Source organism: Rhizobium acaciae (assembly GCF_025941625.1).
Taxonomy (GTDB): Bacteria; Pseudomonadota; Alphaproteobacteria; order Rhizobiales; family Rhizobiaceae; genus Rhizobium; species Rhizobium acaciae.
The window spans coordinates 38284-52631 of sequence record NZ_JAPCZO010000023.1; the positions used below are offsets into that span (position 1 = coordinate 38284).

General features: G+C 61.2%; 19 protein-coding genes and 1 pseudogene. 9 read left to right on the top strand and 11 right to left on the bottom strand.

Features of this window, described 5'->3' with window-relative positions:
* Positions 1–82 precede the first annotated feature (82 nt).
* From OLZ32_RS29845 to OLZ32_RS29875, 7 genes and pseudogenes are all read right to left on the bottom strand, one after another.
* The gene (locus OLZ32_RS29845) at positions 83–913 is read right to left on the bottom strand and encodes a sugar phosphate isomerase/epimerase (RefSeq protein WP_264424213.1); all 831 of its coding nucleotides are present in this window, start codon (positions 911–913) and stop codon (positions 83–85) included.
* Positions 913–2117 (bottom strand): annotated as a pseudogene (locus tag OLZ32_RS29850) (NAD(P)/FAD-dependent oxidoreductase). The gene OLZ32_RS29845 and the pseudogene OLZ32_RS29850 overlap by 1 nt, the downstream one beginning before the upstream one ends.
* Positions 2118–2176: 59 nt before the next feature.
* Positions 2177–3121 (bottom strand): substrate-binding domain-containing protein, encoded by a 945-nt coding sequence (locus OLZ32_RS29855; RefSeq protein WP_017988817.1) that lies wholly within the window; start codon positions 3119–3121, stop codon positions 2177–2179.
* A 186-nt stretch (positions 3122–3307) separates the two neighbouring features.
* Positions 3308–3619 (bottom strand): MocE family 2Fe-2S type ferredoxin, encoded by a 312-nt coding sequence (locus OLZ32_RS29860; RefSeq protein ID WP_003541022.1) that lies wholly within the window; start codon positions 3617–3619, stop codon positions 3308–3310.
* On the bottom strand, positions 3616–4650 hold the full coding sequence (locus OLZ32_RS29865) for a sterol desaturase family protein (protein WP_264399433.1): 1035 nt from the start codon (positions 4648–4650) through the stop codon (positions 3616–3618). Before OLZ32_RS29865 ends, OLZ32_RS29860 begins: the two co-directional genes overlap by 4 nt.
* A gap of 168 nt (positions 4651–4818) precedes the next feature.
* Complete coding sequence (locus OLZ32_RS29870) at positions 4819–5820, bottom strand: LacI family DNA-binding transcriptional regulator (protein ID WP_264424217.1); 1002 nt, start codon at positions 5818–5820, stop codon at positions 4819–4821.
* 199 nt (positions 5821–6019) lie between these two features.
* The gene (locus OLZ32_RS29875; protein ID WP_017988815.1) at positions 6020–6898 is read right to left on the bottom strand and encodes a LysR substrate-binding domain-containing protein; all 879 of its coding nucleotides are present in this window, start codon (positions 6896–6898) and stop codon (positions 6020–6022) included.
* 130 nt (positions 6899–7028) lie between these two features.
* Here OLZ32_RS29875 and OLZ32_RS29880 point away from each other — a divergent pair, with 130 nt between their 5' ends.
* A complete protein-coding gene (locus OLZ32_RS29880; RefSeq protein WP_003541014.1) occupies positions 7029–7415 on the top strand; it encodes an ectoine synthase in 387 nt (128 codons plus the stop codon).
* Positions 7416–7587: 172 nt separating this feature from the next.
* On the opposite strand, the gene OLZ32_RS29885 is transcribed toward OLZ32_RS29880, so the two are convergent.
* Both OLZ32_RS29885 and OLZ32_RS29890 read right to left on the bottom strand, forming a co-directional pair.
* Positions 7588–8085: a DUF4168 domain-containing protein gene (locus tag OLZ32_RS29885; RefSeq protein WP_017988814.1), complete on the bottom strand. Its 498-nt coding sequence runs from the start codon at positions 8083–8085 to the stop codon at positions 7588–7590.
* 226 nt (positions 8086–8311) lie between these two features.
* Positions 8312–8980 carry a TetR/AcrR family transcriptional regulator gene (locus OLZ32_RS29890; protein WP_264399432.1) on the bottom strand — a complete coding sequence of 223 codons (669 nt, stop codon included), beginning with the start codon at positions 8978–8980 and terminating at the stop codon, positions 8312–8314.
* A 124-nt stretch (positions 8981–9104) separates the two neighbouring features.
* On the opposite strand from OLZ32_RS29890, the gene OLZ32_RS29895 reads away from it, so the two are divergent.
* The 5 genes from OLZ32_RS29895 (at position 9105) to OLZ32_RS29915 (ending at position 11970) form a co-directional block, all read left to right on the top strand.
* Positions 9105–9644, top strand: a complete 540-nt coding sequence (locus OLZ32_RS29895) for a GFA family protein (protein WP_264399431.1) — start codon at positions 9105–9107, stop codon at positions 9642–9644.
* Positions 9637–9936, top strand: coding sequence for a DUF6958 family protein (locus OLZ32_RS29900; protein ID WP_003541005.1), 300 nt, complete (start codon positions 9637–9639; stop codon positions 9934–9936). The genes OLZ32_RS29895 and OLZ32_RS29900 overlap by 8 nt, the downstream gene beginning before the upstream one ends.
* Before the next feature lie 225 nt (positions 9937–10161).
* Positions 10162–10854 (top strand): type 1 glutamine amidotransferase domain-containing protein, encoded by a 693-nt coding sequence (locus tag OLZ32_RS29905; protein WP_003541000.1) that lies wholly within the window; start codon positions 10162–10164, stop codon positions 10852–10854.
* 149 nt (positions 10855–11003) lie between these two features.
* Positions 11004–11417 (top strand): GFA family protein, encoded by a 414-nt coding sequence (locus tag OLZ32_RS29910; RefSeq protein ID WP_003540998.1) that lies wholly within the window; start codon positions 11004–11006, stop codon positions 11415–11417.
* 109 nt (positions 11418–11526) lie between these two features.
* Positions 11527–11970: an SRPBCC family protein gene (locus tag OLZ32_RS29915; RefSeq protein WP_003540996.1), complete on the top strand. Its 444-nt coding sequence runs from the start codon at positions 11527–11529 to the stop codon at positions 11968–11970.
* Between the two features lie 36 nt (positions 11971–12006).
* On the opposite strand, the gene OLZ32_RS29920 is transcribed toward OLZ32_RS29915, so the two are convergent.
* Positions 12007–12939: a hypothetical protein gene (locus OLZ32_RS29920; protein ID WP_264399430.1), complete on the bottom strand. Its 933-nt coding sequence runs from the start codon at positions 12937–12939 to the stop codon at positions 12007–12009.
* A 178-nt stretch (positions 12940–13117) separates the two neighbouring features.
* A complete protein-coding gene (locus OLZ32_RS29925) occupies positions 13118–13291 on the bottom strand; it encodes a hypothetical protein (protein ID WP_003540992.1) in 174 nt (57 codons plus the stop codon).
* 102 nt (positions 13292–13393) lie between these two features.
* Here OLZ32_RS29925 and OLZ32_RS29930 point away from each other — a divergent pair, with 102 nt between their 5' ends.
* The 3 genes from OLZ32_RS29930 (at position 13394) to OLZ32_RS29940 (ending at position 14303) form a co-directional block, all read left to right on the top strand.
* The gene (locus OLZ32_RS29930) at positions 13394–13810 is read left to right on the top strand and encodes a hypothetical protein (RefSeq protein WP_264399428.1); all 417 of its coding nucleotides are present in this window, start codon (positions 13394–13396) and stop codon (positions 13808–13810) included.
* Positions 13811–13891: 81 nt separating this feature from the next.
* Positions 13892–14092, top strand: coding sequence for a hypothetical protein (locus OLZ32_RS29935; RefSeq protein WP_003540989.1), 201 nt, complete (start codon positions 13892–13894; stop codon positions 14090–14092).
* Between the two features lies 1 nt (position 14093).
* Positions 14094–14303 (top strand): hypothetical protein, encoded by a 210-nt coding sequence (locus OLZ32_RS29940; protein WP_264399427.1) that lies wholly within the window; start codon positions 14094–14096, stop codon positions 14301–14303.
* Positions 14304–14348: the final 45 nt, after the last annotated feature.

Below are 14348 nucleotides of genomic sequence, written 5' to 3' on the forward strand. Positions count from 1 at the left end.
TGGCAAACCGTCGTAATTGTCACCCCTCGGAAACGGCAGCCAGGGGGATTCAGACGAGAGGAACGGATCGGTCCTAGATTGCTCAGGCCGTGGCGGCCCACAGCTCGCGCACCATCTGCCGAAGCGTCAGGGCCTCCGCCCACCGGTCCGTCGAATCGTTGCCGTCTCTGCCGGTGATTGCGTAGGGTTTGGGGCCTAGCTCGCAGGTAAAGACCAGCGCGGCGTCATCGGCAGCGCGTGATCGCCAATTGCGAAAACCGTATTCCCACCACTGGAGGAAGAGATCGACCCAGGGCCGGTGGTGCGGGAAGCAGATCTCGATCTGCACCTGCTCGCACGAGGCGACCCGGCCATGGAATGCATGGGCATTCTGCAGAATGCGCCGGATGAGCGTGTGGTTCTCCTCATCGATCGGAAATGCGAATTCGCGGCCGACCAGGAAATGCGACAGGTCGGCCAGCAGCGGTAGTTCGGGACGCTGATCCAGCAGATCCAATGTGAAGAGAAGGTCCGAGGTCATCCTGTCGCGATGCGTTTCGATGAATACGCGAGTGCCTGCATCTTCGGCAAGCCGCATCCAGCCATCGAGAAGCGGCAGGCAGGCCTCGATACGGCGCGGGCGGATATCGGGTTGCAGGTTGATGTGGCTGACCGGATACTCGGCGGCAAGTTCCAGCGGCAGGCGTAAATCCTCGACGCAGCGGGGGAAGCAGGTTGCCTCGATCTTCAAGCCGGTGCCCCGGATGGCGTCGTTCAAGCGAAAGACATCCCGGCGGTTCGTATAGTGTGCACTGATGCCATCGAACCCCGCTTCGGAGATCATCGCGATGTTCTCGTCGAGACCGCGCTCGAACCGATCCGTGTGCCGGCGCTCCATGGCCCAGAGCGACTGGAAGATCAGCAGCCTCTGCATCAGGCCGCCCTCGCGCTCTTCAGAAGCGTTTTCAGGTTAATCCCGGGGTCGGCCAATTCCGCGGGATCGGGGCTGATACCTGCGGCAATCAGCATCTCGGCTAGTTTGATGTGCCTGGCCAGGCCATTGCCGATGCCGAGGCCCGCCGCGGCCACGAGGCGCCCGTTGTCCAGATAGAATTCAAGCTCGCCCTCCGCTACCGACCGCAGGACGCTCTGTTGTGACGGCTGCGGCAGTCCCGCCACCTGGAGGCCCAGATCGTACTGATCGGACCAGAACCAGGGGAGGGCGATAAAAGCTTCAGCGGCACCGGCCATGTTCCGCGCTGCGGTCTCGGCCTGCGTCCTGGCGTTCCGCCAGCTTTCATAGCGGATGTGTCCTCCGCCGGGTTGGGCCACTGCCGCGCAATCGCCTGCCGCGAACACGTTCGGTGCACTGGTGCGAAGACGGGTGTCGGTCAGAATTCCGTTGCCTATCGCCAGTCCTGACGCTTCCGCCAAAGCGATATCGGGCAAAACTCCAATGGCGCTGACAACAAGATCGGCGTGTATCACGCTGCCATCGGTCAGGGTGATACGATCGTTGCCGACTGCCGCAACGCCGAGTTTGAGATGAAAGCGCACACCTTCGGCAACATGTCTGGCATGCAGCTTTTCGGCAAAGCGGCCAGGGACGGCGCGGCCTAAAGGTTTCGGCGCGGCTTCGATCACGCTGACCGCAACGTCCTTTCCGCGAAGCACGGATGCAAGTTCCATCCCGATCAAACCCGCGCCGACGATTGCGACGCTCCGGCCCGGCGCAACATCAAAGAAATTGCTTCGGCGTCGGCATGCGTGCGGAAGTCGAGCGCATGCTCTGCACCGGGGCATGTCAGCCGTCTCGGCCGTGCGCCGGTCGCCAGTAGCAGCTTTTCGTAGCGCAACTGTCGCCCGTCGCTCAAGGTCACCGTTCCGGCGTCGGTATCCAGCCTCGATGCCGACACCCCCTCGATATAGGCGATACCGGTCGCCTCCAGCGCCGCTGCCCCGCAGATCAGCTTCATCTGCACCGCACCGTTCACGGTCTTCGACAGAGGAGGCCGTTCATAGGGCAGATGAGGCTCGGCTCCGACCAGCGTGACGGATCCGGAATAGCCCGCTTCGCGCAGCGCAAAAGCCGCCCGGGTGCCGGATTCGCCCGCACCGATGATGACGATACCGTCCATGTTTGCTCCGTGTGAAAATGGGGGCCGGCGCACATGATCGATGCGCCGGCCGGGGAAGGTCAGTTCTTCTTGGCGTATTCCTTCATGTTCTTGGGCGTCACCAGTTCGAAAGGCACCCAGACCTCCTTGTCGACGGTGTTGCCGTGTGCCAGCGCGAAGGCTGCATCCACGGCGCTCGCCGCCTGTTGTTTGGCGTTCTGGAATACCGTTACATCAAGATCACCGGCCGCCATCGCGGCCAGGGCATCCTGTGTCGCGTCGATGCCGACGACGATCACATGGTCCATCGACACGCCGGATGCCTTGAGCGCCTGGATCGCGCCGATCGCCATTTCGTCATTGTTGGCGAAGACGACGTCGATCGGGCGACCTGCCGTGATCCAGTTCGTGGTCAGATCCATTGCGTTGGTGCGCGTCCAGGCGGCGGACTGCTCGTCGGCTATCGTCACGCCCTTGCAATCGCCGGCCGCCAGCGTTTCCTTGACCGACGAGGTGCGGTCGCGCGACGCCTGATGGGCCAAGTCGCCCATCAATATGTAGGCCTGTGCATCGTTCGCCTTGCCTTCTTTCTTCAACAGCTCGCAGGCGGCCGCGGCGCCGAGCCTTCCGGAGTCGGTTTCCTTCGAGCCGACATAGGCCTGCTTTTCTGGCAGCCGATCGATATTTTCCGGCTCGAGATTGAGGTAGACGAGCGGAATTCCCGCCTTTCGGGCCGCCTCGCTGATGCCGGTGGCGGCAGACGTATCCGCCAGCGTCATGATGATGGCATCCACCCCCGAAGCGATGAAGTTGTCCACCTGACTGCGCTGTTTGGAAACGTCGGTCTGCGCATCCTCGATCTGAAGACTGACGCCGTTCAGCTTGGATGCTCTTGCCTGGAGCCCCTCGCGCAGCAGCGTCTGGAAGTTGTTGTCGAAACTCTGCATCGAAACGCCGATCGTCTCGGCCGCCGCAGTGCCGGCCATCAATGCAGCCAGAACGGCCGCCATACAGATTGATTTCATATCATCCTCCCTTGGGGCGCCGGGCCACCCGGTTGCATCCGGAGGCCCATCGGGCCTGTCCGATATGCGTGGCGCTAGAGCAGGATGCCGAAAAGTGTGAGGGGTTTTCGGATAACATCATGCTCTACCTCTTTGATTTAAATGCGGATTCAGATTTTAGGCCGATCCGGCCCAAATCATCCGGATCTAGCCGAGGGCCACGCGCACCTCTCCGTCGATCACCTCTGCCGGATAGGTTTTCAGGTTTTCGCAGGCCGGAAGCCTCAGGGCTTCGCCGGTGCGGTAGTCGAAGGCGCCGGAATGTTTTGGACATTCCACCTCGAAATCCATGACCAATCCGTCCGCGAGATGGATCGCCTCGTGTGTGCAGAGCCCAGCCGTGCAGTAGACGCTGTCGTCCGGCCCACGGTAGACCGCATAGGTGCGCCCGCCGTGGTCGAAGCGGATGGCCCCTTCCGGTTCGATATCGTCAAGTTTGCCAGCGGAAACCCAGGTCATTCGGCGGCTCCTCCGACTTCCAGGCGAGCCTTGTGGGCCGCGAGTTTTTCCTTCCGCCTGCGGTAGCGTTCCTGCATCTGTGCTTCGCCTTCGGGAGAGCCGTCGTGCCATGTGCCGAACCACTTATCGAGCGGGATCAGGGTGTCGCCGTAGTTCACCTCGAAGTATTTGTGGTGCAGGTAGTGAGCGTAGGCGTGGCTATCGACCAATTTGTCTTCGCCGATCTCGACCTTGTCGAAGCCGACATGGCCTGGAATTGCCCCAAAACCCGCATAGTGAAGCTGGTAGAGCATGATGATCGGGTTGGAGGGCAGCAGCAGATGGTAGAACGCCGTTCCGAAATAGAGCAGATGCTCGATCGGATGCATCGACAGCGAGGACCAGGGCGAAGGATTCACCGAATTATGGTGGACCGAGTGCACCCATTTGTAGAGCAAGGGTGTGTGGATGAGCCGGTGTATGCAGAAGAAATGGAACTCGTGGATGATCGGCACCACGAGCGCGACACAGGCGAGCGTCCACGGATTTTCCGCGAAGCTGAGCCACGGCGCATAGCCGTTGGCATAGGCCCAGAGCATCCCGACCTCGATGGCGGTCCAGATCACGACGCCTGAAAGGAAAGTGCGCAGGATGTTGTCGAGGTTCTGGCTTTCGAACCAGAAGGCGTTGCTCTTATTTTCGGCCGGGAACTTTCCGTTGTATTTGAAGCGGTTTTCTTGCCGCTTCAAAACGTAGAGCTGCAATTCGAAGGCGCCGTAGAACAGGAAGACCGAGATGGCGTTGACGGCATAGAGCCATGCGATCCAACCAAGGCTCAGCGTCTTCATCGTGTCGGTCGAGGGAATGACCCAGGCCCAATAGGCGAGCGCGGACACCGCGAAGATCAGGTTCCAGGGCAGGAAGTAGTGCGGCAACCATTTCAGGATCGCCGTCAGCCGCGGAGGGAAGACGAAAACCGGTGCGGTCTCGATTGGCTGGTTCGGCGCCCAGTCGCCGCGCTTGTTGCGCTTGCCGAATTTCAGATCATCCATGGCATCTCCTCCGGGCGCCGGAGGTCCCCGTGCCCGCACACATATCTCTGGCGAGGAGAGCGCCTGTGCGCCTTGGTCCGGTGTGGTTCTTCCCGCGCCGGATCTTCTCCTGACGCGAAAGTAGCAGGGGGCTTTCCGAACGCCGAAGGCTTCTTTGATCTGATTAGATCAAAGCCCCTCTTTGGTGATGGTGATGAAGTGGATCGGAGCCCGGTCCGGCTCGATTTCGGTCAAGCCGATGCGGCGTAGGATGACGTCGAGCGCACGCCGCGCCTGCGCCTCCGGCGCCTGATCCAGCACGATGTCCATGATACCGTCGCGCAGGGCCGCACGCGTGTATTCGGTCAATTCGTGCCCGACGAAGAACACGTCGCGGCCCCGCGGGTGTCGGCGAAGCACCTCTATCAAAGCGGAATTGGCGCCTCCGGCATTGTAGAGACCGGCAAGGCCGGGATACATCTCCAGTGCCGACCACAACCGATCGGCGCTGAAGTGCTCCTCATCGCCGCCGAATCCCAGCCATTCGAAGCTGGAACCGGCAGGATGTTCACGAAAATAATCCGAGAAGCCGCGGATCCGATCGCGATGCACCTGATAGATGGGATGGCAGATTGCAGCGACAGGCCCGGTCCGAAGGGCCATTCGGCTGATGTAGAGCGCGGCCGTCCGGCCGGCGGCATGATTGTCGATACCGATGAATTCTCCGACGCGCTCGGAAGCGCGGGTCACGACGTGCACAACAGGCAAACCCTGCGCATTTACCTTTTCCACCGCGGCGGCGATGACCGGATGGCTCGGCACGGCAAGGATCAGTCCAGCACGTGAAAGGCCGGCGGACAGGATGCGTCGGGCAATCCCTTCCGGATTCAACTCTTCGGCGAAGCTGCGATGGACGACGACCAAAGGGTCGAGTGTCGCAGCGATCCTTTCGAAGGCATGCGAAAGGCGACGGTAGAAGGTCGTATCAGGACGAACCATCAGCGCCTCGATCCTGAGGAGACCGCGATGGGTCTCGGGAAGCTTGCGCGGATAATTCAGGCGGCGTGCGGCGGAAATGACCTTCTCGACCAGTTCGGGGCGAACACCCCCACGTCCGTTCAGCACCCGCTCGACCGTTGCAGTTCCCACTCCGGCTTGGCGGGCGATGTCCCGATAATTCGGCTTGCTCACTCTTTAAACCCTTCGACTAGGCTCATGCTTTACGGTTGATCGCACGCCCGCGACACGCCCGTCGATCTCTGTGGAGAAGCTTCCGTCCTGAAAAAGCAGGCTGGCGGTGCAATGGGCTCATGACACGTCTTTATCATTGCGACCTGTCTGCATCCATCATCTCGGCGGCGACCCTTCGATGGGCTGCGGGCACGAGATCTCACGCGCCCGATCCGCACTCAGTCATGAACCAGTCGATAAAGCGGCGCACCGGCTTTTTCGCCCAGCTGTTCGATATGACGTAATAGCCCTGGTTTTCTGCCGTCGCGATGCCGGAAAGCACCAGCAGATCGCCGCGTTCGATCTCGCGGCGGAACACCTCCACGGGGCAGAGCGCCACGCCGTGGCCGGCAATTACCGCCGTCGCCAGCATGTTGAAATCCTGGAATATCGGGCCTCGAAGCGGCTCCGGCGCTTTCTCGCCGGCCTTGCGGAACCATTCCTTCCAGCCATCGACGGATTCGTCGTGCAACAGATCGGCGCCGGCGAGTGAGACGTCGTCGATCGTCCAGTTGCGTCTGGCAAGGTAATGGCGGCTGGCGACAGGCTGGTTGCGGCGGGAGAAGAGCAGGCGGCTTTCCCTGCCGCCGCTCAGATCCTCGCCCATGGTGATCAGCACGTCGAGGCTCTCGTCGTCGAAGCGTTCTTCGGCGCGGGCATAGACGATCCTGACGTCGAGATCGGGGGCGCTGTCCTGGAAGGAGGGCAGGGCCGGAACGAGCCAGCGCGATGCGATTGAGGGAATGCAGCCGACGGTGATGGCGCGCATGTCGTGATCGCGCCGCATATTGCCGGTCGCATGCGCGATCGCCGCCAGCGATCCGGAGACTGCCCGGTAATATTCGCCGCCAGCGGCGGTCAGCGTAATGCCACGGCCCGATTTCTGCAGCAGCTTGCGGCCGAGCCAGGTTTCCAGATGCTTGATCTGATGGCTGACCGCCGCATGAGTGACGTGCAGCTCGTCGCCCGCTTTCGAAAGGCTCATCAGGCGAGCCGTGGCTTCGAAAGCGCGCAAAGCGTTTAGCGGCGGCAATTGCATTTGTAAAATTTCCTCACAGATGGCGCAGAAATCATCATTTGAAAATGCCAGTGATTTCAATAGCTAATTGTTGCGGGCGATGAAAAGGAATCATCACTGCACCTTCAATAATTTATCAAGGGAATTGGCGATGTTCGTCAGAAATCTGAAAGAGGTGGAGCTCACCGAGCGTTTCGTCGACTGGGGCAACGGCACGAGCCACCGGCTGCTGACCAAAGACGACGGCATGGGCTTTACGGTGTGCCATACTGTCGTTCGCGCCAATAGCGAGGCCCTGCTTCAGTACCGCAATCACCTGGAGGCCTGCTATTGTATCAAGGGCGAGGGCGAAGTGGAGGACATGGACGGCAACGTCTTTCCGATCCGCGCCGGCGACATCTACGTGCTCGACAAGCACGACCGGCATTATCTGCGCGGCGGCAAGGATCAGGATCTCGTCCTCGTCAGCATCTTCAACCCGCCGCTGACTGGCACCGAACGGCACGACCTGAACAATAAGAGCGGGTCGCAGTACTGAACCAGAGCATGATGCCCAAAAGTGTGAGCGGTTTTCGTCATCCTGTTCTAGCCGATCCCGTCGTCGACTGCCGAGATGGAAAGCAGAGCCCGGCAAATGGCGGGCACTGCTGCCGGCGCGAACGACAAGACATCCGCTGCCTATTCGTAGCGACTTACTACGCGCGCGCAGCCTATTGCTGCGGCTGCTGCTGGCCCTGCTGTGGCTGCTGCTGGCCCGGCGGCGGCGTGCCGATCTTTTCCAGTACCTTCTTGGCCAGAGCCGGGTCGCTCTGCGCGGCCGTCAGGATCGACGAATATTCCTCGACGGAGATGTCGGGAGAAGCTTGGACGGTGTCGACCATCTGCTTCTTGGCCTCCTCCTGCAGTTGTTGCTTGGCAGTCTCGTCCTTCGTCGCGCCGATCTTGGCCGAATATTCCTGTCTCACCTTGTCGACCTGCAGATAGGCAACGGCGAAGGCTTCGATTTTCTGATCGCTGACGGCTGCCGTCGCACCGTTGCCGCCGGGCTGTCCCTGCATCGGCGGCTGCGCCTGTGCCGGCGGCTGCGCTTGTGCCGGCTGCTGTTGCGCCTGGGCCATGTCGACAGCGGATGCCGGGCTGAAAGCAAGCAGACTGAAGACTGTCGCGCTCAATGCTGCGACAGATGTGTAACGAGTGATCATATTCATTCCTCTTCAAGTGCATGATTTGATTGGCAGCAAGACCGCCTCGGTCAATCGCTCAGCCCTCAAAGGCCGGGCGAGGTCGCGACGATGGAACCTTTAAGAGGGCACGGTGCGGCGGTAACGGGGCGATTTGCTGACGATTGAGCGGCGGCTTTGTGACCACCGGCCCGTTGGCACGTGCGGAAAATTCAAGTCATTGCCGCTGTGATACCCGGACTTTCGGTGGGGTTCATCGCTTATCCGGATGCAGAAATGCCGCCAGGAACGTGGTGACGGCCGCCTCAGCGTGGCGGTGAATCTGCTGCTTCGTCGGAATGGCCGCATCGCCCAGCATCATGACCCGGTTGATGGGGTCGGCCATCACCAGCCAGTTGAACTGTGATGCGGCTACCGTTGCATCGGAGAACTGCAGCAGCTTCTTGCCGGCCAATTGTTCGAAAGCGCTGCCCATGACCTCGAGCGCCCGTGTAGGGCCGCGCGCGTAAAGCAGCTTGGCGAGTTCCGGGAAGCGTTGCGCCTCCGCAATCACGAGCCGGCGCAATTGCATCAGCCCGGGCGTCAGGACGATGGTGAGCTGGCGGACGGCGTAGTCAAGGAGATAGGCTTCCAGCTGAGCGCGGTTCTCCACCTGGGGGAGGCCGGTGTGAACGGCGGTATCTGCCTCTCCCATCATCTGGGTGAGCACCGCGACGAACAGCGCCTCCTTGCTGGAGAAGTGCTTGTAGACCGTCTGCTTGGACACGCCGGACCGGCTGGCGATCTCGTCCATGCTGGCTCCGGCATAACCGGTGCTCAGAAAGACTTCGGCCGCGGCACCGACGATCGCCGCCTGTTTGCGCTCCGAACGAGTGCCGGCCCGCCCCTGGGCCAGGTCCGCTTCCATACCCGGTATCAACATTCTCGATCTCCGCTTCAACCCTACTTGACACGATCAAACTGAACCGTCTAGTTCTTATAGCGGAACTAAACGGTCTAGTTTGATTTGGCGACTATCCAGCGATCCCTCAACAGCGAGCGATGTCATGAACGACAAGACATCCCATCTGACGTGTGCCTGCGGAACCTTTCACCTTGAGGTGCAAGGCGCCCCGATCATCAGCGCGGAATGTCACTGCAAGAGCTGCAGTGACGCGGCCGGAAGGCTGGAGTCGCTTCCCTTGCCGGAGGCGATCCGGACGATCCATGGCGGTACGCGCTACGTGCTTTATCGCAAGGATCGGATCAGCCTTTTGGCCGGAACCGAAAACCTGCAGGAATTCCGCCTCGGACCCAACGCGTCAACGCGACGTGTCCTGGCGTCCTGCTGCAACACGCCCATTTTTCTGGAGTTCAAGGGTGGTCACTGGCTTAGCCTCTACGGCAATCTCTGGAAGCAGGACGAGCTTCCACCCCTCCAATTGCGCACGATGACCCAGAATGCGCCCGATCGCGCGAGTGTGCCCGATGACGTGCCTTCCGGCGCACTGGCGACGGCTGGCTTCTATGGCAAACTTCTCACCGCGTGGATTGCGATGGGCTTCAAAGTACCCGACATCACTGTCAAAGGAGCTATCGATGCCTGATGACGAAAAAATCCTCATTGTAAGCATAACCTCGCCGCACCATACGGAGCGGGTCAACAAGGCCAAATACATGGCAATGCGCCACGCTCTGCTGGCCGTACTCCCCGCGCAGGCACCCGGACTGACCGTGGCAGAGGCAAACATCGCCATCCTGCCGCATCTCTCCGAGATCGAATTCCCGGGCGCCGCCAAGGCCGGATGGTGGTTGAAGGCCGTTCAACTGGATCTGGAAGCCAAGGGCATCATCCGGCGCGGACCGGGAAAGCCGGTCAGGCTTTTCAAATGCCCCTGAGACATCTGCCAGCTCAGCCCAGCGAACGGATGTCGCGGGCGACCTCCGTTTGTCTGGTAGGCTTCGGCTAAAGCAATTTAGCAAACACCGCGCGGGGAGAGCTTGTTTCGCAGCGCAGCCGCTCTATCTCCTCTCCCGTTTCAGCATGAGATCTGCAGGCAGTATTTCACCGTAAATCCGGGTGCCGACGGCGTTGTCCGCCGGCCGGCTTGAAGGAACTGAGCAATGAAAATTCTCATGGTTCTCACATCGCATGATCAACTGGGAAACACCGGCAGGAAGACGGGCTTCTGGCTCGAGGAGCTCGCCGCCCCTTACTTTGTTTTTCGTGGCGCCGGGGTCGAGATCACGCTCGCTTCGCCGAAGGGCGGCCAGCCTCCGCTCGATCCGAAGAGCAACGAGCCGGTATTCCAGACGGAAGACACGCGACGGTTCGAGCGGGACCAGGCGGCAACGGCTGCGCTCGCCAACACCCTGAGGCTGTCCGACATCAAGCAGGCGGACTATGACAGCGTGTTCTTCCCCGGTGGGCACGGCCCACTTTGGGACCTGACGAACGACCGCAATGCGCTGTCGCTCATCGAGGATATGCTTTCGGCGGGAAAACCTGTGGCGCTCGTTTGCCACGCACCGGGAATCCTGACGAATGTGAAGGCGCCGGATGGCAAGCCTATCGCCAAGGGCCGGGCAGTCACGGGGTTCACCGATTCCGAAGAAGAGGCCATGCACCTGGTCGAAGTCGTTCCCTACCTGCTCGAGGACGTGCTGAAAGAGCAGGGCGCAAAGTTTTCGAAGACGGCGGATTGGGGCGTGCATGTCGTCCAGGATGGCCTGCTGATTACCGGCCAAAACCCGGCCTCGTCAAAACAGGGCGCCCGGACGCTGCTTGATGCCTTGAGAAAGCAGGCCGCGGCGTAAGCGCTTCAGCCCTTGGGAACGATTGCTGCCCGGAGAGGTCGAGATTTCCTCATTCGGCTTGTGCCAACCCGGCCGCAGGCGCGTCTCGACGACGTCTGCGCGCGACGGCGAGGCAGAGCCAATCGAACACGGGATGGGAGGCACGTGACATGACCAGGAAATATACGGGACAATGCGCCTGCGGCGCAGTGAGATTTGCCTTCGACATCGACCCGAACTTTGTCGCCAACTGCCATTGCCTGGACTGCAAGAGGGCGACGGGCGGCGAGGCCGCCACGTTCTTCGCCGTGCCGCAGGAAGATTTCACGGTGATCAGCGGCAGCCCGAAGGCGTTTCATTACATCGCCGATTCAGGCAAGGGGCTCGACCGCAACTTTTGCTCCGATTGCGGCGCAAGATTGTTCAGCAGCAACCTGGAGAGCTTCCCGGGCCTCGTCTTCGTAACGCTCGGCAGCCTGGACCGGCCCGAACTGATCAAGCCGGGGGTCGAAATGTTCACCAGGCGGCGGCTAGCCTGGGCAAGGCCGCTCGATCTTCCGCAGTTCGACGGTATGCCCGGTTGAACTACGCCAGGCAATTTTTCTTGAAGAAAAATTCGATCCGGTGTCGGATCGGTCAAGCCACGCCCGTCCTAGGTGCGTCCATCCCGTAAATCCAAAAAGGATCACGACCATGCCGAGTACCATACGCCTGCACCGCGTTCTGGCGACCAGCCCGGAGAAAGTCTATCGCGCATTCCTGGAGGCGGACGCGCTTGCCAAGTGGCTTCCGCCGAACGGTTTCCTCTGCACCGTGCATCATTCGGAGCCGGTTGTCGGCGGCACGTTCAGAATGTCCTTCCGCAATTTCACGACGGGCAATAGCCACGCCTTCGGCGGCGAATATCTCGAGCTCGTCCCGGGCGAACGTCTGCGCTACACCGACAAGTTCGAGGACCCCAACCTGCCCGGCGAAATGGAAGTCACCGTGACGCTGAAAAAGGTTTCGGTCGGCACCGAGGTGGATATCGTGCAGGCAGGCGTGCCTGACGTCATTCCGCCCGAGGCTTGCTATCTCGGCTGGCAGGAGTCGCTGCGAAACCTCGCCAAGGTCGTCGAACCCGACATCCAGGAATAGCGCAGGACGGACGATAATCGCCCGGCATCGGCGACATCAATCAATCCCCATGCCGCGTTTGGCCAGGGCGTTGCGGGCGGCCGCAGCGCCCCAGTCGTCGGAAAGGTCCTGGCCTTCGACTTCGGTTTCGGCGATCGGGGTTGCCCGGATCAGCGGCACGGAGCCGAAAGGCAGGCGGTCGATGCGCCCGGGGTCGCGGCTCAGCATGATGCGGGTCATCGGGTGGTAATCCTCGGTCAGCCGGCAGAACAGGATGGCGCCGTGCTTCTCGACATCGCGGGCGACACGATAACCGTCTGCCACGAGGTCTCCGATGTTGATCAACAGGTTCGCCCAGTTTTCGATCCCGGCCGCATCCAGTGTCGCGGCGTCGAATTCCATGAAAAGCTCGCATTCGACGCCGTTCTCCGGCTCGGATATGCCGGCCCAGGGGGTCGACAGCCCGTCGGTAGCAAGTGACAGCCTTCCCGGCGCATGGATGATGAGGATGCGGCGATGCGGGCCGAACCATTTCGTCTGTGCGTGAATGTTGGCCGTTCCGCGCTCGACGGCGAAGTTCTCCTGCAGCGTGCCGCGGCTCTGCCAGAAGACGCGCCGCGCAGCGGCAGCGGTCTCGTAGATCGGGTCGTCGGGGCCGCGCGGCACGATCGTCTGGTCATAACTGGTTTCGAGTGTGATCTTCGCCGGCATGAACGGAAATTTCGGCTTCTTCCAGCGGATCACCACCTTGTTGAAACGCGGCGCCTCGGAGGCTTCGAGCTTTTCGACGACATCCGCGATGATGTCGAGCGGATGCCTGGAATCCTCCGGGACATGCTTTCCCTCGGCATCGAGGTAGCCGCCCGTCCGGGAGGAATGCCCCGCCTGCATGGTGGTGGCTGTCCATTCGCCGCTGACCGCGCCCGTCGGCGCCTTGCCGAGAGCCGGGGCAAGTTCCCGGATCGCATCGTCAATCGAATAGGATGCCAATTCGCCCCTCCGCCCTCATCCAAAAATCGTATCCCCAGCGGCCGATCGGCCGCGAGCAGAAGCTAGCGCGCAGGCGTCGCCAATCAATAGCGAGGTGGATCGCCCGCGAAGAGGCGCGCGCCCAGGTTCCCGGGCGCGGAGTGCTTAGGTGGAGTGGGGTGAAGCGCGCCCGCGGCACCTATTTACTTCCGTCATTCGGCCGCGCCTTGGCGCTGTCGTTGTTGGTCGACGAGGCGGTTTTTCCGTCCGGTTGCTGCCCGAAATATGTGCCGCCGAGATGTCCGCCGGCGCTAGTGTTCTTGACCTGCCGTTCGGCGCGTTTCTGAAGTTCACGGACGTTGGTCTTGCTCATTTCCGGCTCCTTTTCGAGGTGGACTAATGGTGAACCGATGGCGGACGACACTGTTCCATATTTTCTGCAGGAACCCTTCGTCTCACGGCCGGTTTATCCGCCATGAGATTCCTCGCCGTCATAATAACGGGCCTGGCGCTCGCAGCACCTGCGGCGCACGCCTTCGCGCTCCTAAACAAGATCGGGATGGCGAAGTCGGACTATTTCGTTGCGCAACAGGCCTATGCCGGATGGTGGGTCGTCGGTCTGCTGCTGCCGCTCGCCCTGCTGGCGAATATCGGCAATGCCATCGCCCTCAGGGGCGATGGAACCGCCATGTTGCTGTCGGTCGCGGCAGCCGCGCTCAACCTCGTCATCTTCATGGTCTTTACCCAGCCGGCGAACGCGGCGACGGAGAACTGGACCGTGCAGCCGGAGAATTGGGAAAGCCTTCGCGCTCAATGGGAATATTCCCACGCGATCAACGCCGCGGTCACCTTGCTTGCCTTCTGCTGCGCCACGCTCGCCTCGATACGGTAAGCCGCTTTATGCGAAAGTGTTGCCGCGGGAACAGTTGCTGATCTTTTCGGTTTTCCCTGTTCCAACCAAGGAGGAACCACAATGGGCATGACGACACCGAAAGACGGCGCCCCCGGCACCACCGACCAGTCTCCCCACTGGGAAGGGCCGAAGGGAAATAAACCTCGCGGCTACATGAAGGCCAAGGATGATCCGGATCGCGACCGCGACGCACATGGCGAAAACAATCGCGACCCCGAGACGAAGAATATCAGTGACGCGCTGAAGCAGAAGGGCGATTGATATGGCCACTCCCGAGAAAGACGCGGCTGGCCAGTTCGCCAAGTCGCGGGCGGACCGAAAAAGCAGTGGCGTTGCCAGCGCCAAGCCGACTGTCATCACCGGCTCGGAAGATGCCACGGTGAACAAGAACCCGCCCGGCAAGAAAAAGCCCGAGAAGGATTGGGACATCAATTACGATCCCGCCGACAGGAACGAGAGCCGGTCGCACTAGCTCGGGCTGTCGCTGCTTCTCCTCACGAGCCAAGCCGGGAGGCAT

What these genes read in the sequence shown, in the direction of transcription:
- OLZ32_RS29925 (WP_003540992.1), bottom strand. Translation starts at nt 13,291, where the DNA reads ATGAGCAAGACCAACGTCCGTGAACTTCAGAAACGCGCCGAACGGCAG.
- OLZ32_RS29935 (WP_003540989.1), top strand. Translation starts at nt 13,892, where the DNA reads ATGGGCATGACGACACCGAAAGACGGCGCCCCCGGCACCACCGACCAG.
- OLZ32_RS29865 (WP_264399433.1), bottom strand. Translation starts at nt 4,650, where the DNA reads ATGGATGATCTGAAATTCGGCAAGCGCAACAAGCGCGGCGACTGGGCG.
- OLZ32_RS29895 (WP_264399431.1), top strand. Translation starts at nt 9,105, where the DNA reads ATGAACGACAAGACATCCCATCTGACGTGTGCCTGCGGAACCTTTCAC.
- OLZ32_RS29885 (WP_017988814.1), bottom strand. Translation starts at nt 8,085, where the DNA reads ATGAATATGATCACTCGTTACACATCTGTCGCAGCATTGAGCGCGACA.
- OLZ32_RS29910 (WP_003540998.1), top strand. Translation starts at nt 11,004, where the DNA reads ATGACCAGGAAATATACGGGACAATGCGCCTGCGGCGCAGTGAGATTT.
- OLZ32_RS29845 (WP_264424213.1), bottom strand. Translation starts at nt 913, where the DNA reads ATGCAGAGGCTGCTGATCTTCCAGTCGCTCTGGGCCATGGAGCGCCGG.
- OLZ32_RS29890 (WP_264399432.1), bottom strand. Translation starts at nt 8,980, where the DNA reads ATGTTGATACCGGGTATGGAAGCGGACCTGGCCCAGGGGCGGGCCGGC.
- OLZ32_RS29915 (WP_003540996.1), top strand. Translation starts at nt 11,527, where the DNA reads ATGCCGAGTACCATACGCCTGCACCGCGTTCTGGCGACCAGCCCGGAG.
- OLZ32_RS29855 (WP_017988817.1), bottom strand. Translation starts at nt 3,121, where the DNA reads ATGAAATCAATCTGTATGGCGGCCGTTCTGGCTGCATTGATGGCCGGC.
- OLZ32_RS29860 (WP_003541022.1), bottom strand. Translation starts at nt 3,619, where the DNA reads ATGACCTGGGTTTCCGCTGGCAAACTTGACGATATCGAACCGGAAGGG.
- OLZ32_RS29875 (WP_017988815.1), bottom strand. Translation starts at nt 6,898, where the DNA reads ATGCAATTGCCGCCGCTAAACGCTTTGCGCGCTTTCGAAGCCACGGCT.
- OLZ32_RS29880 (WP_003541014.1), top strand. Translation starts at nt 7,029, where the DNA reads ATGTTCGTCAGAAATCTGAAAGAGGTGGAGCTCACCGAGCGTTTCGTC.
- OLZ32_RS29940 (WP_264399427.1), top strand. Translation starts at nt 14,094, where the DNA reads ATGGCCACTCCCGAGAAAGACGCGGCTGGCCAGTTCGCCAAGTCGCGG.
- OLZ32_RS29900 (WP_003541005.1), top strand. Translation starts at nt 9,637, where the DNA reads ATGCCTGATGACGAAAAAATCCTCATTGTAAGCATAACCTCGCCGCAC.
- OLZ32_RS29905 (WP_003541000.1), top strand. Translation starts at nt 10,162, where the DNA reads ATGAAAATTCTCATGGTTCTCACATCGCATGATCAACTGGGAAACACC.
- OLZ32_RS29930 (WP_264399428.1), top strand. Translation starts at nt 13,394, where the DNA reads ATGAGATTCCTCGCCGTCATAATAACGGGCCTGGCGCTCGCAGCACCT.